At 59.5% G+C, this 21,403-nt stretch carries 19 protein-coding genes; 10 read left to right on the top strand and 9 right to left on the bottom strand.

Features of this window, described 5'->3' with window-relative positions; all coding sequences use genetic code 11:
* The 4 genes from CVU60_14960 (at position 1) to lon (ending at position 4,702) form a co-directional block, all read left to right on the top strand.
* Positions 1–522 carry a hypothetical protein gene (locus CVU60_14960; protein ID PKN40635.1) on the top strand — a complete coding sequence of 174 codons (522 nt, stop codon included), beginning with the start codon at positions 1–3 and terminating at the stop codon, positions 520–522.
* A gap of 7 nt (positions 523–529) precedes the next feature.
* Positions 530–1,483, top strand: a complete 954-nt coding sequence (locus tag CVU60_14955) for a DNA polymerase III subunit delta (GenBank protein ID PKN40634.1) — start codon at positions 530–532, stop codon at positions 1,481–1,483.
* Positions 1,480–2,160 (top strand): hypothetical protein, encoded by a 681-nt coding sequence (locus CVU60_14950; protein ID PKN40682.1) that lies wholly within the window; start codon positions 1,480–1,482, stop codon positions 2,158–2,160. Before CVU60_14955 ends, CVU60_14950 begins: the two co-directional genes overlap by 4 nt.
* A gap of 127 nt (positions 2,161–2,287) precedes the next feature.
* On the top strand, positions 2,288–4,702 hold the full coding sequence (gene lon / locus CVU60_14945; protein ID PKN40633.1) for an endopeptidase La: 2,415 nt from the start codon (positions 2,288–2,290) through the stop codon (positions 4,700–4,702).
* Between the two features lie 84 nt (positions 4,703–4,786).
* On the opposite strand, the gene CVU60_14940 is transcribed toward lon, so the two are convergent.
* The 3 genes from CVU60_14940 to CVU60_14930 form a co-directional block, all read right to left on the bottom strand.
* Complete coding sequence (locus tag CVU60_14940; GenBank protein ID PKN40632.1) at positions 4,787–8,026, bottom strand: hypothetical protein; 3,240 nt, start codon at positions 8,024–8,026, stop codon at positions 4,787–4,789.
* Positions 8,027–8,127: 101 nt separating this feature from the next.
* Entirely contained in the window at positions 8,128–8,604 is a 477-nt protein-coding gene (locus CVU60_14935; GenBank protein ID PKN40631.1) for a hypothetical protein, read from the bottom strand.
* A 53-nt stretch (positions 8,605–8,657) separates the two neighbouring features.
* Positions 8,658–9,908, bottom strand: a complete 1,251-nt coding sequence (locus CVU60_14930) for a phosphohydrolase (GenBank protein ID PKN40681.1) — start codon at positions 9,906–9,908, stop codon at positions 8,658–8,660.
* 242 nt (positions 9,909–10,150) lie between these two features.
* Here CVU60_14930 and CVU60_14925 point away from each other — a divergent pair, with 242 nt between their 5' ends.
* From CVU60_14925 to CVU60_14915, 3 genes are all read left to right on the top strand, one after another.
* Positions 10,151–10,579 (top strand): 50S ribosomal protein L13, encoded by a 429-nt coding sequence (locus CVU60_14925; protein ID PKN40630.1) that lies wholly within the window; start codon positions 10,151–10,153, stop codon positions 10,577–10,579.
* A gap of 18 nt (positions 10,580–10,597) precedes the next feature.
* Positions 10,598–10,990, top strand: a complete 393-nt coding sequence (locus tag CVU60_14920; GenBank protein PKN40629.1) for a 30S ribosomal protein S9 — start codon at positions 10,598–10,600, stop codon at positions 10,988–10,990.
* 76 nt (positions 10,991–11,066) lie between these two features.
* Positions 11,067–12,347 carry a radical SAM protein gene (locus tag CVU60_14915; GenBank protein ID PKN40628.1) on the top strand — a complete coding sequence of 427 codons (1,281 nt, stop codon included), beginning with the start codon at positions 11,067–11,069 and terminating at the stop codon, positions 12,345–12,347.
* 144 nt (positions 12,348–12,491) lie between these two features.
* Here the strand turns inward: CVU60_14915 and CVU60_14910 are convergent, their stop codons facing one another.
* Positions 12,492–13,553, bottom strand: coding sequence for a phosphoribosylformylglycinamidine cyclo-ligase (locus tag CVU60_14910; protein PKN40627.1), 1,062 nt, complete (start codon positions 13,551–13,553; stop codon positions 12,492–12,494).
* A 40-nt stretch (positions 13,554–13,593) separates the two neighbouring features.
* Here CVU60_14910 and CVU60_14905 point away from each other — a divergent pair, with 40 nt between their 5' ends.
* The gene (locus CVU60_14905) at positions 13,594–13,932 is read left to right on the top strand and encodes a hypothetical protein (protein ID PKN40626.1); all 339 of its coding nucleotides are present in this window, start codon (positions 13,594–13,596) and stop codon (positions 13,930–13,932) included.
* 3 nt (positions 13,933–13,935) lie between these two features.
* Positions 13,936–14,967 (top strand): AmmeMemoRadiSam system radical SAM enzyme, encoded by a 1,032-nt coding sequence (amrS, locus tag CVU60_14900; protein ID PKN40625.1) that lies wholly within the window; start codon positions 13,936–13,938, stop codon positions 14,965–14,967.
* Positions 14,968–14,989: 22 nt separating this feature from the next.
* Here amrS and CVU60_14895 read toward each other — a convergent pair whose 3' ends face one another.
* On the bottom strand, positions 14,990–15,493 hold the full coding sequence (locus tag CVU60_14895) for a cob(I)alamin adenolsyltransferase (GenBank protein PKN40624.1): 504 nt from the start codon (positions 15,491–15,493) through the stop codon (positions 14,990–14,992).
* Positions 15,484–16,764, bottom strand: a complete 1,281-nt coding sequence (locus tag CVU60_14890) for a chlorohydrolase (GenBank protein PKN40623.1) — start codon at positions 16,762–16,764, stop codon at positions 15,484–15,486. Before CVU60_14890 ends, CVU60_14895 begins: the two co-directional genes overlap by 10 nt.
* Positions 16,765–16,943: 179 nt before the next feature.
* Between CVU60_14890 and CVU60_14885 the strand changes: the two genes are divergently transcribed.
* A complete protein-coding gene (locus CVU60_14885) occupies positions 16,944–18,689 on the top strand; it encodes a methyl-accepting chemotaxis protein (protein PKN40622.1) in 1,746 nt (581 codons plus the stop codon).
* Between the two features lie 65 nt (positions 18,690–18,754).
* On the opposite strand, the gene CVU60_14880 is transcribed toward CVU60_14885, so the two are convergent.
* The 3 genes from CVU60_14880 to CVU60_14870 all read right to left on the bottom strand — a co-directional run bounded on the left by CVU60_14880 (position 18,755) and on the right by CVU60_14870 (position 21,342).
* The gene (locus CVU60_14880) at positions 18,755–19,345 is read right to left on the bottom strand and encodes a pyridoxal 5'-phosphate synthase glutaminase subunit PdxT (protein ID PKN40621.1); all 591 of its coding nucleotides are present in this window, start codon (positions 19,343–19,345) and stop codon (positions 18,755–18,757) included.
* Positions 19,345–20,241 (bottom strand): pyridoxal 5'-phosphate synthase lyase subunit PdxS, encoded by an 897-nt coding sequence (locus CVU60_14875; GenBank protein PKN40620.1) that lies wholly within the window; start codon positions 20,239–20,241, stop codon positions 19,345–19,347. The genes CVU60_14880 and CVU60_14875 overlap by 1 nt, the downstream gene beginning before the upstream one ends.
* A 99-nt stretch (positions 20,242–20,340) precedes the next feature.
* Positions 20,341–21,342 carry a hypothetical protein gene (locus CVU60_14870; GenBank protein PKN40619.1) on the bottom strand — a complete coding sequence of 334 codons (1,002 nt, stop codon included), beginning with the start codon at positions 21,340–21,342 and terminating at the stop codon, positions 20,341–20,343.
* Between the last annotated feature and the right edge of the window lie 61 nt (positions 21,343–21,403).

The following is a 21,403-nucleotide window of genomic DNA, read 5'->3' as shown; positions in this document are numbered from 1 at the left end:
ATGTGGGCGGTGCTCTGCATCGCCCTGCTGCTACCCGCATGCGGATATCAGCTTACCGCCCGGGCACCGATTCAGCTGCCTCAGGACAGTACGCGCCTCTATCTGGACAAGGTCACCAATCCGACCACCGAGACATGGCTCGAACCCATGCTCAGGAGCAGCCTGCGCGACGAACTGACCCGCCGCGGCAACGTCACCTGGGTCAGCCGGGACGAGGCCGAGGCCACGGTCAACATCGACGTGCGCTCCTACAGCACCTCGGACTCCCTGAAAGGCCGTGATGACATAACTCTCAAGTCCGCGGCCAGCATCCAGATGGTGGTCACCTTTTTCAGCACCAAGACCAACGCCCTGATCTGGACCTCAGGTCCGATTGCGGCCTCCGAATCCTTCCGGGGCGTCAGCGAAACCCAGTCGAGTACGGGGGCCCTGCAGTCAACCAGCGCCAAGCGCGAAGCGACGCAGGACGCTGTTGATCTCGCAGTGCGCAAGGTGGCCGACCAGCTGGGCCAGAAGTTCTGATCCGGCCATGACCAGACAGGGCTTCTCCTTTCTCGTCTGCGCGGACCCTGAACTTCTGAAGGACCGTGTGGACGAACTCCTGGAAGGCCAGGGTTTCGCCGTTCGAACCTTCTGGGGCGACGAGGAACTCCCTGATCGCTTCTGGCAAACCCTGACCGTTCCCTCCATGATGGGCCCGCCCAACGCCGTGGTCCTGCGCCGGGCCCAGGACCAGAACGACGAGTTCTGGACCCGCATGGAAGCCCTGCTGGCCATGGCCAGACCTTCAGTGTGGCCCATGTTCTGTCTTGAAGGCGAGTGGAAATCCGGCAAGTCCAACGTGCCAAAGACCGTGAGCAAGGGCAGATACTGGGCCGCCGCGCAAAAACGAGGCTGGATCTGGGAACATCCCGGCCTCTCCCGCGCCACCATCGGCCAGGAGCTCGACCGTTTCGCCTCGCGCCACGGACTGAGCTACGCTCACGGCGTCAAGAAAATCCTGGCCGAATCCCTGCCGCTCAGCACCATCGCCCTGCGCAACGAACTTGAAAAAATCCTGCTCCTGTCAGGCCCGGAAAAATCGATCCAGCCCGAACACCTTGTGGCTCTCGATGCCGGGGAGGCTTTTGATCTGTTTGCCTTTCTGCGTTCCCTGCAGACGCCCGCCGGCCGCCAGCAGGCCTGGGACCGTCTCCTGAACGACCCGGCCATGGCTGGCGGAGACATGGTATTCCCGGTCTCCTCGCTCATGCTGCGCGAAGCCCGTCAGCTCTGGCAGCTTCTGCACGGGGAGGACGGCAAGGTTCAGCTCTACCCCAGCCTGAAGACGGAAAAGAAGCGCCTGGCCCAGCGTCTGGGACCGGTGCGCATCGGCCGCTTCTGGGATATCGTGCTGCAGGCCGACACGGACATCAAGACCGGAAGGCTAAAGCCCGCGCAGGCCATGGAGAACCTCGTCAAGGAAGCGCAGCGCCTGTGGTGAAAGAGGACGCAGCCCACTATCTGGGACACCGCGAACGTCTGCGCGAACGCCTGGACAATGATCCCCGGGCCTTGTCCGATTACGAAGTGCTCGAATTGCTGCTGACCTATGCCCTGCCCCGCAAGGACACCAAGCCCATCGCCAAGGAAATGATCTCCCGCTTCGGGTCCCTTGGAGACGCGCTGCTCGCGGATCCCGGACGCATCGCCGAAATCGCCGGCCTTGGCGAAGGCGCGGCCAGATTCTGGCGGACCCTGCACGAATGCCGCGCGCGCCAGGCGTGCGGCTCGATAGCCCGCAGGGAAAAGTTCTCATCTCCGGAGCAGGTTAGGGACATGGTCTGCGCTCGCCTGGGGCACCTCACCAAGGAGGAGTTCTGGGTCATCCTCGTCGACAACCAAAACAGGCTCATCTCCTTCGAACGCATCTTTCAGGGCACCGTGGACCAGACCGCGGCCTACCCGCGCGAAATCCTCGAACTGGCCCTGCGACACCATGCCGGCGGGCTGATACTGGTTCACAACCATCCTGGGGGAAACCCCGCCCCCTCCTTGCAGGACAAGGCCCTGACCGAGACCATCGCCCGCCTGGCGGATGACCTTGGCCTGCGCCTCCTCGACCACATTGTGGTCACTGCCGAGACCTATTCCAGCTTCCGCGCCCAAGGCTTGCTCTGATTTTTTATTCCCAAATGGGAAAAAATCCATTTTTTTTCTTGCCTGAGGCTCCAGGAGCCTTATAATTGACTGAATTTGCTTTTCGCGGCTAGAAATTACGCGAATACAACACCACGAGGAGACTTTCATGAGCGACGAAAAATCGTTTTCCCCGGAAAAAAACGAACTTCAGGGCGAAAATTCCAATACAGCCAGCGCCGACAGCTCCGTTCAGGAAGCGGAAATCCCGACCACCATGCCTCTTTTGGCGGTCAGGGACATTGTCGTCTTCAATTACATGATCCTGCCCCTGTTCGTTGGACGTGAAAAGAGCGTTCAGGCTGTGGACGCGGCGCTCAATGGCAGCCGGTACATCTTCATCAGCACCCAAAAGGACGAGGGAGTGGATGATCCTTCTCCCGAAGATCTCTACGCAACCGGCACAGTGGCCATGATCATGCGCATGCTCAAGATGCCCGACGGCCGCCTTAAAGTACTGGTGCAGGGGCTGACGCGCGCCAGAATCACCGAATTTGTCCAGCACGACCCCTTCGACATGGTCAAGATCGAAACCATCGACGAGCTCGTGGTTGAAAATCCCGGCCCCGAAGAGGAAGCCCTGCTGCGCTCGGTCAAGGAACAGAGCGAAAAAATCCTGACCCTGCGCGGCATCGACGCCGGCGAGATCATGAATGTGCTCAACGCCGTGAACGAGCATGGCCGCCTGGCCGATCTCGTGGCATCGAACCTGCGCATGAAGTCCTCCGAAGCCCAGCGCATCCTTGAGAGTCATGATCCCATCGAGCGCCTGAATCTGGTCAACTCGCAACTGGTCAAGGAAGTGGAAGTGGCCTCCATGCAGGCCAAGATTCAGAGCATGGCCAAGGAAGGGATGGATAAGGCCCAGCGCGAATACTTCCTGCGCGAGCAGCTGAAGGCCATCCGCCGCGAGCTTGGCGACAAGGGCGGCGAAGGCGAGGAGATGGAGGAACTCAGAAAAACCCTGAACTCCATAGGCCTGCCCAAGAAGGTGAAAAAAGAGGCCGACAAGCAGCTCTCGCGCCTTGAGTCCATGCACCCGGACAGCTCGGAAGCGACCATCCTGCGCACCTATATCGACTGGCTCATCGATCTGCCCTGGAAAAAGACATCAAAAGACCGGCTCGACATCAAAGAGGCCGCCAAGATCCTGCATGAGGACCACTACAACCTGGAGAAGGTCAAGGAGCGCATCCTCGAATACCTGAGCGTACGCAAACTCAACCCGTCCATGAAGGGCCCGATCCTGTGCTTCGTCGGCCCTCCCGGCGTGGGCAAGACATCCCTTGGCAAGTCCATCGCCAGATCCCTCGGACGTAAATTCGTGCGCATGTCGCTGGGCGGAATGCGTGACGAGGCCGAAATCCGAGGACATCGCCGCACCTACATCGGCGCCATGCCTGGCCGTATCATCCAGTCCATGAAGGATGCCGGGACGGTCAACCCAGTCATCATGCTCGACGAAATCGACAAGCTCGGCAACGATTTCCGGGGCGATCCATCCTCGGCGCTGCTGGAGGTGCTCGACCCGGAACAGAACAACTCCTTTACGGATCATTACCTGAACGTGCCCTACGATCTGTCCAAGGTCATGTTCATCTGCACGGCCAACATGCTCGATACCATCCCCTCGGCGCTCCTGGACCGCATGGAAGTGATCCGCATTCCCGGTTACACCGAGCAGGAAAAGACCATCATCGCGAGGCGTTATCTCTTGACCAGACAGATCAAGGAAAACGGCCTCACCAATGATACCCTGATCATCTCCGACGCGGTTCTGGCCGAAATCATCAGAGGCTACACGCGCGAGGCGGGCTTGCGCAACCTGGAACGGGAGATCGGCTCCATCTGCCGAAAATACGCCCGCCGGGTGGCCGAAGGCAAGAAGGGACCATTCCGCGTGACCACCTCGGCGCTCACCAAACTCCTGGGACAGCCCAAATTCATGGATGAGGAGCGCGAAAGTTCCATGCCTCCCGGCGTGGCCCTGGGCCTTGCCTGGACGCCTTACGGCGGCGAGATCCTGCACATCGAATGCAGCCTGCTGCCGGGCAAGGGCAAACTCATCCTGACCGGGAAGCTCGGAGAGGTCATGAAGGAGAGCGCCCAGGCCGCACTGAGCTTTGCCCGCACCAAGAGCGCGAGTCTGAAACTTGCAGATGACTTCTTCGACACGCACGACATTCACATCCATGTCCCGGCCGGCGCCACTCCCAAAGACGGGCCATCGGCGGGTGTGACCCTGGTCACGGCGCTCATGTCGGCCATCAGCAACGAACCCGTTGCCTCGGATGTGGCCATGACCGGCGAGATCACCCTGCGCGGTCGGGTCATGCCGGTTGGCGGAATCAAGGAAAAAATCCTGGCGGCTGTCAGCCACGGGGTCAAGAAGGTGCTCATCCCGGCCCGCAACGCCCACGACTTGGACGAGATCCCGAAGGAACTCAGAAAACGCATCACGGTCAAAACCGTCGAAACCATCGACGAAATCTGGCCGGAAGTACGCTCGATGAAAAGCGAATGATCCGCCCAATGCCCATCGTCAAGAAAGCCCCCGCGACACGTAATCGTCGTGGGGGCTTTTCATTTACCTCTGCGGGGCTTCGACTCATCCCTGGCCGTAGCCCGGATCCTGTCCCCGCCATCCGCTTGCGGGCAGCTCGATCACAAATCTGGTTCCGTTGCCGGGAGTCGATTCCACCCACATTTTTCCGCCATGGCCCCGTGTCACTATGAAGTAGGACACGGAAAGACCTAGGCCAGTACCGACGCCTGGAGCCTTGGTGGTATAGAACGGCTCGAAGACCCGGCGCAGAATCTCCGGCGGCATGCCCGGCCCGTTGTCCTCGAACTCGCATCGCACTCCCGAGGCATGGTTCGACAACCGCACCACGATCCTCGGATCATCCGGCGGGGATTCGCCCATGCTCATGGCCTGTGCAGCATTGCGCAACAGATTCAGAAACACCTGCTCAAGTTCCGTCTCCGTGCATTGGATCTGCACAAGATTCGCTGCATACTCCCTGTCGATGCGGATTCGTTTGAAATCAAAGCTCTTCTTCAGGTCATAGTCATTTTGCGCCAGGATCACGGCCCGATCCACAATGACCGGTATCGAGCAGACAGCGCGCCTGGATTCGCTGCGACGGCTGAAGTCGAGCATGTGGCGGATGATTTCTGCCGCTCGCAATGCAGCGGCCTGCATATCCTGCACAAATGGCAGGATTTTACGTGCCTGCATGTATTTTTCGAGCAACTCCATGTCCAGGCCGATGCTCTGGGCCACTTCGATGTTCCTGTGAAAATCCGGACGGGTGCGCTGCACCAGATTCTGCGCGGTCTGCACGATAATTCCCAGCGGATTGTTGATCTCATGAGCGATTCCGGCCGCGATTCCACCCACGGAGACCATCTTCTCGCTCTGGATCATCATCTCCTGCATACGCCTGAACTCCGTCACGTCCCGTATCACGGCCAGAAGAAAACGTTCCGCCCCAAGAGTTATGAACTGTGCTGAAACACTGCACATCACGAGGGCGCCATCCTTGCGCCTAAATTCAATCTCCGTGTTGTTGACCTGGCCGGTGCTCTTCAGGCGCTCAACCACCCGCCTGCGGCTTTGAGGGTCTACGAACAGACCGATCTCAAGGGCGCTTCTGCCCACAAGCTCATCCTGACGGTATCCCGTGAGCCTTGCGTACGCGTCGTTTACTTCAACCAACAGGCCGCTGTCAGGATCGGAAAGGGAGATGGCGTCCGGTGAAAGCTTGAAGAGGCGTGAAAATTTCTCCTCGGATTGACGCAGCCGCTCCTCGGTTCGTTTACGTTCGGTGATGTCGCGAAAAATCCCCTCGACCCCAAGCACGGAGCCCTCATCGTCACGATAAAGCCCGCTCGATGTGGCCACGAGCACAGGTTCGCCGTCCTTGCGCTTCAGCATCACCTCGAAGTCGGCAACAAACCCGTCAGCCTGGATTCGCTGCAGGAAATCCCGGCGCTCCTCCGGCTTGAACCAGAACTCCTCGTTCAGCCGTCCGAGCATCTCTTCGCTGCTTTCGTAACCGAGCAGACGGACTCCCGAAGGGCTGACCATGGACAGCCGGCCCTCGGCATCGGTGCGGTAAAAGACATCATGAATGTTGTCGATGACCGAGCGATAGAGCTTCTCGCTTTTGCGCAAGTCTTCTTCCGCCCTTTTACGCTCGGTATAGTCGAAAAGCAGTGAAAGCATGACCTCCCGGCCCTCAAGAACGATGGTCTCGGCGGACCAGAGGACGGATCGCACGCTGCCCGTTTTGGTCAAGAACTCGATGGGGAACTCCTTGAAGGAGCCATACCTGCGCAGGATTTCAGTGGCCCTGTCCCTGAATTTCGGATCCGCCCATATCCCGACCTCTTTGGAGGTCCGCCCGATCTGGTCATTCTTTGCATAACCGAGCATCTCCAACCATCTCGCATTGACGTCGATGAAACGGCCGGTGGCAATGTCGGAGATGACCAGCGGCGCCGGGCTGGAATGAAAGGCCTTGGCGAAGCGCTCTTCACTCTGACGCAGCAGCTCCTCGCCCTTTTTGCGCTCGGAGATATCCCGGCCAACGCCGACGATAGCCTCGATCTCCCCGTCCTCTCCCAGAACGGCCGAATCGTTCCAGGCAAACCAGCGCCAACCCTCGACAGTCATGGCGCGCTGCTCCAAGTAGGCGGTATGCGGCGGGACATGCAGCGCCTTCAAGGCCTCTTCGGTGGCGGGCAGATCCTCTGCATGAATAAGCGGCATGAAGGTCGAATTCAACAATTCGTCTTCGGACTTTCCAAAAACCCGGCAATATGCCGGGCTCACGTAAAGAAAACGGCCCTCCAAATCGACCTTGACCACCAGATCGGTCTGATGCTCCACCAGAAGTCTGTATTTTTCCTTTCCCTGACTTGCCTCGCGCACAGACTCCGCCAACGCTGCTGTTTTTTCGAACACTCGTCTGCGCAGGATGAAATTCCACGAAAAAACACCCAACAGTATTACGATTAAAATCCCGAACCAGGAGACAATCATGTGCCAAGGCAAAGACGCTTGTGCGGAGCGACCATGCCAATCGTCCATGATTGCTTCGATTTCGGACTCCGTGATTTGATCGAACCCGCCCTGTATCACTCCCAGAAGCTCGGCATTGTTCTTGCGCACTGCCCCGTGCACGGCATGTGTCAAAACCAGTTCCGAGGCCTGGCGAAACACGGCGCTGCCCTCATGCCGAGCCAGATAATGCCGCGCCACGGGCACGTCCGAGATGAACACCTTGATCTCACCTGAAATTGCCGCCTCGACAAGTTCGTGCGCGCCGGGAAACGTGGCGAACCGCAATTCCGGATAACGCGACAGGGCCACGTCCCGCGCAGCGTCCCCGCCGACAATTCCTACCGAAAACCCAGCGAGATCTTTGACATTCTTGATCCCCCCAAGCTGGCCTTGAAAAAAAATGGCCGAGGGTATGGCGGCGATCTGGGTCGTCAGGTCGAAAACTTCCTCACGCACCGGCGTGCGGGCCATCCCGCCAACCGCGTCGGCCTGCCCGTCCTTGACCGCCTCGAGAGCGGCGCTCCACTCCATGAGATGAAATTCCACGGTGATGCCGGTCTTCCTGCTCCACAGTTCCCAGATATCAACCAGAATCCCCCTGGGATCGCCAGCGGCATCGAGAAATATGTACGGGGGATAATCCTTGTCATCCGCAACAACGATCTTCCCGGGGACGGCCAGCGCACCCGGGACAATAAAAAATAGGGAGACAAAGACAAGAGCCGCGCCCGCCAGAAGGCGGACCCCGGATCTTAAGCCCTTTTTGGTGCAGCTCATTATGGCAGCTCACTTGCGAAGGAAACGCCGGGGGCGCTGAAAAATCCTTCGGGAAAAAGATATCTTGGAGAGCCGGGGACGCCAGCTCTCTCGGAAGAAAACTATGGCATCAGAGAATCGCCGATTTCCTTGAACAGATCGGCCATGCAGACCACGCCGATGATCTTCCCTCCCTCCTCGACCACTGCGCGACCACGACGGTAGTCGAGGAATACCTCAAGCACCCGGGCCAGCGGATCGTTAGGTTTGAGCATGGGAATGTCATGCTGCAGGCATTCCGAAATGCGGACCTGGGAGCAGCTGCGGCAAGCATGGGCAAAAGCGCTGTCCCAGTCCACCTCGTTGCCGTCGAGAACGGAGCCCTTGAGCAGACACGGACCAATGCCCTGGATCAGGTTCCACATGGACAGTACGCCTATGAATTTGTCGTTCTTGGAAAAGACCAGCACGAAGCTGGTGTCCGGCTGTTTGGCGCGAATTTGCCGCAGGGCGGTGATGGCCTCGGAAAGGCTCGCGTCCTCACGCACGCGCGCAAAATCCTCACGCATGATATCCCAGACCCGCTTGCGTAGCATCATGATTTTTCCCCTTTTTAATGATAATGAAGAATAGGGCCCGGCCCTGAGTTCACTCAGTCGAAATCCGCCAAAAGCGCGCCGATGTGCAATTCATCCGTCAGCGACTGGTTCTGATACAATGTCCTGATCCGCCACGAAGCCTGTTGCAGGTGGGCATTGGTGATACCGTTGGACAAGGCGGTGTAGGCTTCGAGAAAGGCGGCCAGATGGTCGCACACTTTCAGCATTCTGCCGTCCTTGGGACAGAACTCGTCGCGGTTGTAGGGCCCCTGCAACTGCTCCCAGCTCACGACTTTCGCCCGCCCGTCCTCCATGATGGTGGCCTCGAACTCCGAGCCGACCTCGATGCCCAGAAAATATTCCAGCCGATCCACAAGCCCCCCATACACTGATCGGTCCAGAATGGAAAAGAGGCGGCGCTCAAGTTCCCGGCCCTCGTATTCACGGATCAGATCCCCGATGCCCTGGACCGAACTCTTGACCGGGGAGATGATGTCCCGGGTCAGAAGCTCCGGGATATCGTGAAAAAGCCCTGCATAGAAATTGTTTTTTCTGCGCACCGGACACGCGCCAACGGCGATACTGAAAAAATAGGCCAGGCAGGCCACGATGAACATGTGCCCCAAAACGGAAGTCTCAGGAATGCGCGGGGTCTGGGACCAGCGCTTCTGGAAACGCAGCTGTCCGCACATGAAGGCGAACTTGCCGAGCCGGGTGCTCGGACCCTCGATCAGCTGGCGCACGCCGGTCAGATCCAGATGCGCCTCGAGCCCGCGCCTGAAATTGTCCTCGATGTCGTCCATCTCCTCATCCCATTTGTTCATGTCCCGGATGAGGTGGAATTCCCACCTGCTGGCAAAGAGATGCGCGGCGTCGAGGATTCGCGAGGCCAGGCTCTGGTCGCCGCTGACCTGCCGCTCGAAATGGTCCTTCATGCCATCCCAGAATTCCTTGCCCAGGGGCTGGACACGCGGCTGCAATTCATTGAGAACCCAGGCCGTGAGTTTCTGATAATGCGCCGGATTGGACTTGATCTGGTAGAAGATCGGCGGCTTGATGTCGGTTATGACCAGTCGGTAGAGGTAGTCATAGATCCCGCCTCGCACGATGTCCTCGCCAAGGACGGCCTTTTCCTTTGGCGGCAGACTCTGGGAGTTGAGCTCGAAAAGCAGCCAGGCGACGATCATCTTGTGGGCCTGCTTGTCGACTTCCACAAGTTCCATGGGACGCATCTTGTCGTTCCAGCGTTTCATGAAACTCCCGGAAAACACAAGCTGAAGCAAACCCTTGCGTATACTGGCCACCATCGACCTCCCCGTGTTGCCGGAGCTGCCCGGCGGATGAAATTTTTTCTGAAAAAAACAAGAAAAATGCTTTACAAGCAGGCTTAGGACAGATAGCTGTTTCTTCCCTTATCCCACATGCATTGTTTCGTTACGTTGTAGCGGTTACGGTGGTAAAGCACAACCATTTGTGCATGTTACCTCCGATCTCAAGGTTGAAAGCACCCGCAACGACTCGGGTTTATCAGGCAGGAGCCACAGAAATGAAGACGTATAGTCCCAAAGCAAGTGAACTGACCCACAAATGGTACCTTGTCGACGCCAAGGACAAGGTCCTGGGCCGACTTGCAACGGAAATAGCAACCCGCCTCCGGGGAAAACACAAGGCCGAGTTCGCCCCGCACATGGATAACGGTGATTTCATCATCGTCATCAACGCGGACAAGATCAAGGTAACCGGGCAGAAGGCTTCCCAGAAGACCTACTACCGTTACACAGGTTATGTAGGCGGCCTTCGGGAAACCACTCTGGAAGAAATGATGGTCAAAAGCCCGGAAACGGTCATCACCAAGGCGGTCAAAGGCATGCTGCCCAAAAGCGCATTGGGCTTTCAGCTGATCAAGAAACTGAAAGTATACACCGGCACGGAACATCCTCACCAGGCACAGCAGCCTGAAGTGCTGGACATCTAATCAGGGATGGAGAAGATTATGAGTCAAGATTTCTTCTACGGTACCGGCAAAAGAAAGACATCCGTTTCCCGGACCAGACTGTATAAAGGCACAGGGACAATCACTGTCAACGGTCGCGAACTGGGTGATTACTTTCCCCGGGCCACGTTGCAGATGATCATTCGTCAGCCCCTGAAGCTGACCAAGACCCTCGAAAAATTCAACATCGCCTGCCGTGTTACCGGCGGCGGTCTTTCCGGACAGGCTCAGGCCGTGCGCCACGGCATCAGCCGTGCCCTGCTTGAATTCGATCCGGAAATGCGCGGCGTGCTCAAGCGTGCCGGTTTCCTGACCCGCGATTCCCGCGTCAAGGAAAGAAAGAAGTACGGCCAGCGCGCTGCCCGTGCCCGGTTCCAGTACTCCAAGCGTTAATCGCCCTCTGGTTTTCGACACACTGGGGCAGAGGTGCACGCGCACCTCTGCCTTCTTTTTTTTAAAGGAGCGCCCTTTGAGCAGCAAAAAAATCCAGCCCGTCATGGTGTTCGCGGATGCGGACGGCAATGTTTACGACCACCCCGACCTGCTCATGCTCGTGCGCCGGGGCCGCGAACTGACCCTGCCCCGCCCGGACGAACTCATCCCCCTGCCCGAAGGCAGCGACCTGTATCTTTTGCCCGGCCGTCACGCCCTCGGGCTCGATCCGGAAACGGGCAAGGCCGAGGCCATGGAAGAGCGGGCCGTGGCCGCTTTTGTCTGCCCGTCCTACACACTGTCCGCCTCGGCGGCCTACCTGCCTGACGCAGACGCTCCCAAACTGCCGCTGTTCGCATACGGAGCCATCGGCTTCGCCAGGGACAAATTCTGGGTCGCAGCCACCCAGGTCGACAAGGACAGAAGACAGGTCTTCAGCCAGATCGCGCCGGAACGGATCACCAAAGGTGCTCAGGACCTGCTGAAGCGCTATCCCGAAAACCGGCTGATCTCGCATCTTTCGCGCTGCGCCCTGACCTTTTGTTGCCCGGCCGCAAAAAACCTGGCCCTGGGCCGGTTCGAGGCGCCCCTGCCCACATCCAAAGCCTGCAATGCCCGCTGCTACGGCTGCATCTCGCACCAGCCGCTGGACTCGGGATTTCCTTCCTCCCAGAACCGCATTGATTTCACTCCCACGGCGAAAGAAATTGTCGAGATCATGAACCTGCACTCCAAGCGGGCCAAGAATCCGGTCATGTCTTTCGGCCAGGGCTGCGAAGGCGAACCCCTGACCGAAGCCGCGCTCCTGACCGAAGCCATCGCCCTCTTCCGCAGCGGGGGCGGCCGGGGCACGGTCAACATCAACACCAATGCGAGCCTGCCGGACACCATGCCCGGCCTGGCCAAGGCCGGCCTTGACTCCATCCGGGTCAGCCTGAACAGCGCGCGGGAGTCCGTCTACAACAGCTACTACCGACCCCACGGCTACACCTTCGCCGATGTCCGCCGCACCATCGTCACAGCCAAGGAGCACGGATTATTCGTGTCCCTCAACTATCTTTTCTTCCCCGGCGTGAATGACGTGGAGAGTGAACTGGAGGCCCTGACCGACCTGGTCGCCTCCGCCCGGCCCGACTACATCCAGATGCGCAACCTGAGCCTTGACCCCGAGCTTTACCTGGGCTGTGTCGGAGATCCGACCGAACCGTCCATGGGTCTTGGCAATTTCATGAAGCGGCTCAAAAAAGCCTGCCCCTGGATCAATTACGGCTATTTCAACCCCTACCTCGAGAACAAAATCCCCGTGCTCTGGACATAGCCCCTGCCTGCCCGGCGGCGCCCAAGGGCCGATGGCGCAAATAGGGCCTGCCAAAAGGCCAAAAAGAACCCCGCCTGGAAAACCAGACGGGGTTCAATCATTTCTCAAAAAGAAAAGGACGTCCCTGACCGCCTTGTGGTCAGCTCACGCGTCCGCGACCGGAAAATCTATGCGGACCTGCTCCTCGCCCTCGACCCGCTCGACAATCTCGCCGATGATCCAGGCGTCCTGCTTCAGGGCGCCCAGCCGGTGCACCACGTCCTTGGCCACATCCTTCTTGACGACCATGATATAGCCGATGCCGCTGTTGAAAATCTGCAGCATCTCCTCCCAACTCAGATTCCCCTGGGTCCTCAGCCATTCGAACACGGGCGGGATGCTCCAGGACCCGAAGCGGATCTGTGCGGTCACGCCCTTGGGCAGGATGCGCACGATGTTGTCGTAGAAGCCGCCGCCGGTGACATGGACCATGCCATGAATCTCCCAGTCCCGCATGACGTTGCGCACGGCTTCGACATAGATGCGGGTGGGCGTGAGCAGGACCTCGGCCACGGTCTGGTCCGTGCCGGGAAAAATATCGGCAGGCTGCAGGCCGGAGCGTTCATAGATCTTTCGCACCAGGGAGTAGCCGTTGGAATGTACGCCCGAAGAGGCCAGGCCGATGATGATGTCGCCCACGCCGATGCTTGAGCCGTCCACGACCTTGTCGTTGTCGACCATGCCGACACAGAAACCGGACAGGTCGTATTCCCCGTCGGCGTAAAAATCGGGCATCTCGGCCGTTTCGCCGCCGATGAGGGCGCACTGGGCTTCCTTGCAGCCTTCGACGATGCCTTTGATGACCGCTTCGGCCTTGTCGATATCGAGCTTGCCCGTAGCAAAATAATCAAGAAAAAACAGAGGCTTGGCGCCTTGAACAATAATATCGTTGACACTCATGGCCACCAGGTCGATGCCGACGGTGTCGTGTCTGTCGAACATGAAGGCCAGCTTGAGCTTTGTCCCCACGCCATCGGTGGAAGCCACCAGCACCGGCTCGTTGACCATGGACATGGAAGGCTTGAACAGCCCGCCGAATCCTCCGATATCGTTGACAACGCCCTTGGTGTAGGTCGATGCTACCATGGACTTGATCCGGGAAACGAACGTGTTGCCCGCTTCTATATCAACCCCGGCATCCTTGTAGGCCTTGTCTCGCTGGGACATGTACAACTCCTTGTTTCTTCGTCTTCAACCAGCTATGTTAATGCAAATCATTCTTCATCTGGAGGCCAAGTTGCATAAACTCACGGCTGAACCAAGTAAAGCAAAAAACACGACGTTGGCAAGGCCGATCCTTGCGACGGTCTGCCTTTTCATTTTCATGGGTCAGGCGGCGCAGGCGGAAATCATCATTGATTCCGGCCCGGCAAAGGACACCGTGATGCAGATCGGCGGCGCAGGAAACGGTGACGAAAGCATCCTCATCCATTCAGACCCGGACAACGGCTCGCTGATTCTGGTCTCGCCGCCGACGACTCCGCCACAAGAGGATTCCGGCCTTGGCCCCGTCATCATCGTTCCGGAGATCAACATCAAGGAGTAGGATATGATAGCGCCCGCGCTCCTCTGGCGTCCCTTGGAGGGCAACTCCGTGCAATGTCAGCTCTGCGCCCACTTCTGCCATATCGAAGACGGGGCCAGAGGGCAGTGCGGAGTACGCGAAAACAGGGGGGGACAACTCTTCTCCCTGGCTTACGACAAGGTCGCGGCCCTGAACCTCGACCCGGTGGAGAAAAAACCGCTCTTTCATTTTCTGCCCGGGACCAAAACCCTTTCCCTTGGCACCCAGGGCTGTAACCTGGCCTGCGCATTCTGCCAAAACGCAAGCCTTTCGCAGCCTCCCAGGCAGGGCAAGGCGCTCAGCGGAGAGGCCATCCCTCCACGGGAAATCATCCGCATGGCCCAGACATCGGGGGCCGCGTCCGTGGCCTACACCTACTCCGAGCCCACCATCTTTTTCGAACTCATGCGCGAAATCGCGCTCCTGGCCCTGGATGCAAACCTGGCCAACATCATGGTCAGCAACGGTTTCCAGAGCCCTCAGTGCCTGGATGCGCTGGGCGGTCTGATCCAGGCCGCCAACATCGACATCAAATCCTTTCGCGAGGAATTCTACCGCGACATCTGCGCCGCACGTCTGGGGCCTGTACTCAAAAATCTGGTGCACATGAAAAAACTGGGCTGGCACATCGAAACTACCACCCTGATCATCCCCGAACTGAACGACTCGGACCGGGAACTGGGCGACATCGCACGCTTCGTGCACGATGAACTGGGCAAGGAGACTCCCTGGCACGTCTCGCGCTTCCACCCATGCCACCGGATGCTGAACCACCCGCCAACACCCCTCGACACGCTGAAGCGGGCCTACGACATCGGACGTGCCGCAGGACTCTCCCATGTCTTTGTCGGCAACGTGCCGGGATCGGATCTGGAAAACACCATCTGCCCCGGATGCGGACAGATGGTCGTGGAACGCCTCGGCTTCACGATCCTGCGCAACAGGCTGCACCGAGGCGTCTGTGCCGGGTGCGGGGAGATCGTCATCAAACCGGAAAATCTGGGGGACGGGGATTGAAAAAACAGCCGGACCGCGCCCCTTAAAATTCAATCCCGCGGCGGGCCTTGCCGCCCTCCGAGTAAATGTGCCGGACCTCGGTGATGTCCGAAACGATGTCGGCAAGCTCCACCATCCAGGCCGGAACGCCGCGCCCGGACAGGACCAGATGGCGATCCTGATCCCTGCAACGCCTGATCAGCTCCCGCACCTCATCCTCCAGAAGCAGCCCGTGGTTCAGGGCATACAGGGTCTCATCGAGGATCAGCATGTCCACACCCCGGTCCAGACGTTCCCCGGCCCAGTGCAGAAGCTGTAAGGCCTTCTCGCGATGGGTGTCGTAATCCGTGTTGCGGTAAAAGCCTGCTCCCGACGCCAGAAAATTCTCACCGAGCAGCTTTGCCAGCATCTCCTGCTCGCCGGCCTGGTCGCCTCTCTTCATGAACTGCCCAAAAGCCACGGTGAGCCCCTGGCCCAGGGCGCGGATGGCCTGACCGACGCAGGCCGAAGTCTTGCCCTTGCCGTTGCCGGTGTAGATCAGGAGCATGCATCCCCCTCCGGCTCCCGCGGAGCATTGAGCCTGGCCAAGGTCGCGCGGACCTGAGCCAGGATCTCTTCCTCGCCCTCGACCTTGCCGCCAAGCATCAGCACGCGGCCGTCGCAGATGGTCGTATCCACGCAGGAGCTGTTCGCGCTGTAGACGAGGTTGGAGACGAGGTGGTGCCCCGGGACCATGCGCACGTGCTCCAGATTGACCAGGATGCAATCGGCCAGCTTGCCCGAAGCGATGCGTCCGGCATCGAGCCCGTACATGCGCGCCCCGTTCAGGGTGGCTGCGTCGAGGGCTTCCTGGGCCGGAAAGACGGTGGGATCCATGGACGTGACCTTGGCCAGAAGAGAGGCGATCTTCATCTCCTCGATCATGTCGAGATTGTTGTTTGAAGAGCACCCGTCCGTGCCCAGGGCCACGGCAACCCCATGGGCCTTCATGGCAGCGTAGTCGAACTGCCCTGAACAGAGCTTCATGTTCGAGACGGGACAGTGCACGACCTGCACCCCGTGCGCGGCCAGAAGCTTCATCTCCGCCCCGTTCATCCACACGGCATGCGCCAGGATCAGGTTCGGGGCCAGCAGGCCAAGCTCGTGCAGATACTCCACGGGCCGTTTGCCATGCTTGGCCAGACAGTCCTCGACCTCCTTTTGCGTCTCGGAAAGGTGCAGGTGCACCAAAAGCCCGTGCTGGTTCGCGTATTCCCCCAGCCAGCGCAGGGAGTCCGAAGACACGGTGTAGATGGCGTGGGGCCCGAGAATGAACTGAACACGGTCCGGAAACGCGGCGCTGGCGGCGTGCAGATCCATGACCTGACGCTTCATGGTCTCGGCGCGGGCCGGATCTTCGAAATCAAAAAAGGCTGCGGACAGGGCTGCGCGCATGCCCATTTCCGTCACGGCTCGGGCCGTGCCCTTCCAGTGCCAGTACATGTCGGCAAAAAAAGTCGTCCCGGACTTGATCATCTCAAGGCAGGCCAGCTTCGCCCCCCAATAGATGTCGTCCTCGCCAAGCCGCGCCTCGAAAGGCCAGATGTGTTCGGCAAGCCAGGTGTGCAGGTCCATGTCGTCGGCATAGCCGCGCATCAGCGTCATGGCGGCGTGGGTGTGGGCGTTGTGGAAGGACGGCAGGATGGCCTTGCCCGACCCGTCGATGATCACATCGGCGGACGAGTCCACGTCCGTTCCGATGGAGTCGAAGCGATTGCCCTTGATGAGCACGTCAACCAGCTCTCCGTTCAGGCGCACTTTTCTTATCAAGATACTCAAGGGGGCACCTCCGTTGTTTGGAGGTACCTGATAACGGCATCCCCCCGTCATTGTCCATAAGAGAGGCCCTGACCGCCGCCGGCTGGAGGATTGACTTTTCCTGCGAATGCGTTCTTCTCTTTTACGGCTGGCTCATTTATACATGTTTGCACGAAATTCACGGAACACGAGGTATTGATATGAAAAACGCAGATCCAGTCCCAAATTCGGACACGCCCATGCTCTCCACGCTGCGAGGCAAGATCACGGCGACAGTCCTGACCCTGCTGGCCCTGAATGCCGCAGGCATCATCTGGATCGCCGTGACGGCAAGCTCCGCCATTCCGCCCTTGTCGTGGGGCGTGGCCGGAATCATCCTGCTCTTGACCGTGGGTATCGGCGCCGTCTGCATGAAGATTCTGCACCGGGAAGCGCAGCGGGGCATCGCCGACATAAACGCCGTGTTCCAGAACATCCAGGGCCAGGAGGCCGACCTGTCCTGCACCATGGCAGACCTTGACAACCCGGATCTGAAGCACATCTCCGGCTGCTACAACAGCTTCCTGTCGAGCGTGCGGGAACTGGTGGAAAAAATCCGCAAGATGGGCATCGACATCGCCCTCGACAGTACCCGCATGGCCAAGTCCGTGTTCGACACCAGGAACAAGACCGCAACGCAGGGCTCCATTGCCGAGGAAGTGGCCGTGGCCAGCAACGAGGCCAACGCGGCCATCGCCGAAATCGCGCAGAACACGCAGTATGTAGCCGAAAAGACCACCAGCAACCTGAACACCGCCCACAGGTCGCACACGGAATTGCAGGACGTCACGGACAAGATTCACAAGATAAACGGCATCGTCGAATCCTTCCGCAACACCGTCGACGATCTGGGCGCAAGTTCGGCCAACATCCTGAGCATCGTGACCATCATCAACGGCATCTCCGAGCAGACCAATCTCTTGTCCCTGAACGCCACCATCGAGGCGGCCCGGGCCGGCGAGCACGGCAAGGGCTTTGCCGTGGTCGCCGAGGAAGTGCGCGAACTCTCGCGCCGGATCAAGCCAGCCACGGAAGAAATCTCCAACAATATCGGAGCAATGATCAAGATTGTTGAACGAACTCAAACCGAAACTGCGCAGATCCTGGATTATGCCAGGGACACTGATCAGGTGGTGACCGCGGCCACTGTCAATTTCGAGCGCATGATCGACGACTTTGAAACGGCCAACGACCAACTGATCAAAATCGCGGCCGCCATCGAGGAATTGTCGACCAACAACAACGACGTCACCGAGAAGGTCAACAACATCAACAAGCTCAGCCAGGAGATCGCCAAGGACATGAACTCCTCGGCCACCTCGGTGGACGCCCTGAACTCCGTCACCGAGCGGATGCTCGAACTGGTGGCGCGCTTCAAGACCGGGGAAGGAAAATTCGACACGGTCATCGACACGGCCAAGGAGATCCGCGACGACTATCAGGCCCGGATTCAGGGCATGAAGGAACGGGGCTTCAACGTCTTCGACACCCAGTACAAGGCCGTGCCGAACACGTCGCCGCAGAAATACGTCACCGCCTTCAGCGACGTTTTCGTCAAGGAGATGCAGAACGTCGTCGACGAAGCGCAGAAAAGGATCCCGGGGACCATCTATTGCCTGGCCATCGATCGCAAGGGCTACCTGCCCATCCATCACGGGGCCGTGTCCAAGGCCATGACCGGCGACCCGGCCAAGGATCTGCTGCAGAGCCGGCACCAGCGCATCTACCAGAGCAACCACACCGAGCAGCGCAGGTGCTCGCACACCGACCCGCTCCTGCTGCAAACCTACATGCGCGACACAGGCGAAATCCTGAACGACCTGTCCATGCCCATCTTTGTCGACGGCAAGCACTGGGGAGCCTTCATCATGGGCTTTGACCCGCGCACCATGTTCAGCGACTCCTGAAAAGACCTGCACTCCCTCTTGAAAAGGCCGGACCGCTCCGGCCTTTTTGCATTGCTGCGCCGCGCTTATCCGGCCAGGGTTCGCCGTGCCGGATAAGCGCACAAATCCAGGAAACAGGCATGCACGCGCCCGTCCCCGGTCAACTCCGGATGAAAGGCCGTGGCCATGAGATGCCCCTGACGGAAGGCCACCGGGGCCTCTCCCCGAAAGGCCAGGACCTTCACCCCCGGACCCGTTTCGAGCACCTGCGGAGCGCGGATGAAGACGCCCGGAAAGGGGGCGGACTCCGAGAGCCCCTCTACGCTCAGGCTTGACACGAAACTTTCCTGCTGACGGCCGTAGGCATTGCGCGCGACCCCCATGTCCATAAGTCCAAGAAAAGGCGCCTCGCCCTCGACCCTGGCCGCCAGCAGAATGAGTCCCGCGCAGATGCCCCAGACCGGACGGGCCGCCCCGAAATCGCGCAAGGCGGCATCAAGCCCGGACAGTCCTGCCAGACGCCGCATGGCTGTGCTCTCGCCGCCGGGCAGGATGAGTCCGTCCAGTCCCTCAAGCTGCGCGCAAGAACGGACCAGCTCGGCATGCACCCCAAGTGAACCAAGCATTTCGACATGCTCGGCAAAAGCGCCCTGCAGGGCCAGGATGCCTACGCGCATTACCAGCCCCGGCCCGCGAACTGCTCTGCTGCGTCAAGGGAACGAACCGCGATGCCGGACATGGCCTCGCCAAGATTTTCGCTGACCTGGGCCAGAATGGACGGATCATCGAAATGAGTCACCGCCTGCACGATGGCGCGCGCTCTTCTGGCCGGATCTCCACTCTTGAAAATCCCCGAACCCACGAAAACCCCATCCATGCCCAGTTGCATCATGAGCGCTGCATCGGCCGGAGTAGCCACGCCGCCGGCCGCGAAATTGACCACCGGCAGCTGTCCCTGCTTGCGCACCTCTCGCAGAAGCTCCAGGGACGCCCCGATATTTTTGGCATATGTGGCCAACTCCTCGGAGGGCATTTCGCGCACCAGCCTGATCTGGCTCTGCACGGTCCGGGCATGGCGTACGGCCTCGACCACGTCCCCGGTGCCTGCCTCGCCCTTGGTGCGGATCATGGCTGCGCCCTCGGCAATGCGGCGCAGGGCTTCGCCCAGATTGCGGCAACCACAGACAAACGGCACTTTGAATGCGTTCTTGTCGATGTGAAATTCCTCGTCCGCCGGAGTCAGGACCTCGCTCTCGTCGATGTAGTCCACGCCCACGGCTTCAAGAATGCGGGCCTCCATGAAATGTCCGATGCGGCACTTGGCCATGACCGGTATGGAAACCGCAGCCATGATCTCCCGGATCATGCCCGGGTCGGACATGCGGGCCACGCCGCCGCAGGCCCGTATATCGGATGGAACCCGCTCCAGGGCCATGACCGCGCAGGCCCCGGCCTCTTCGGCGATGCGGGCCTGATCAGCGTTGACCACGTCCATGATCACCCCGCCCTTGAACATGCGGGCCAGACCCGTGTTCAGCAGAGTCTTGTCGTCGTTGCCTTCATTTGGTTTCATTCTGTCCTCCTTGGTAAGATTGGACAGTCGTTGAAACAGTCAGGCCACAAAATGACAATAGCAGTTTATTGCGGAGAAAATATGGAGGATTTCTCCATATCAGGGCTCAAGAGAGAGCAGGTGAGCGCGCAAGCCGTCCAGGCGGCCCTTGAGTCCGAGCTTGCGGCGCAGATGATGACGGTGGGTATCGATGGTGGAGGCGCCGACCCCGAGACGGGCGGCGATTTCCTTGGTGCCGAGTCCCTCGCGGATCAGCTCCGCGACCTGGATTTCGGTCGGGGTCAATCCCTGGCAGACCGTGGACAGCCGATGACAGAACGGCTCGGTCAGTTCCTTGAGACCACGGCGGAGTTGATCGGCCAGCAAACGGACCTCATCCCCTGCGCAAAGACCTTGCAGGCGATCCAGGGTCGGAACGATGCGACGGCGGACATTGGCCAGCACGGCCTGTTCAAGATCTTCGCGATCTTCTTCGCGCTGGCGCAAAAGGACCTTGAGCGCCGCGTTCATCTCGGCCAGCCGCTCAGTCTGGGCCACAAGCTCGGCGGTACGTTCCCGCACCCGTTCCTCCAATGCTTCGCTATGCCGCTCCCGCAGCGCCTCCTTTTCCTTGCGCCCGCTGATCTCGGCCAGGGTGCCGACGTACCCCAGCAGGTTGTCGTCCGGACCGTGGACCGGCCGCGTCTGCTCCTCTACCCAACCCACTCGCCCATCCGGGCGGACGTAGCGATACTCGGCGCGAAAAAGCGGCGCGCCTCCGGTCACGGCTCCGGCCCGTTCACCCAGCAGCCTCGGCAGGTCCTGCGGATGAACTGTCCTGGCCCAACCGTCCCCGAGAGCCTCCTCCTCGGACAGGCCCATCATCTCGCAGAAGGTCCTGTTCACGAAAACACACTTGTCGCTGGCGTCGTCAAAAAAAATTCCAAGAGGCGAGCCATCGACCAGAACCCGCAAGCGGGCCTGCAGGACCGCAAGTTCGGCTTCAAGATCGTGCTGACGTTTTTCTGAATCGGTTGACATGAGAAACGCTGATAAGGGCTCATCGCGTTTTAGGGAATACCTCTTTTTAGCCCCGCATCGCGGCTGCCCTTCGCCACGCATGCCCCCCAATACAAACCCGCCCTTGATCCCGGCCCCTGCACGGCGTACGGACCAGTAAACA

This window comes from Deltaproteobacteria bacterium HGW-Deltaproteobacteria-18 (assembly GCA_002841885.1).
Taxonomy (GTDB): domain Bacteria; phylum Desulfobacterota; class Desulfovibrionia; order Desulfovibrionales; family Desulfomicrobiaceae; genus Desulfomicrobium.
Note: the sequence above shows the minus strand (reverse complement) of the source record. Positions and strands in the feature narration are given on the sequence as shown.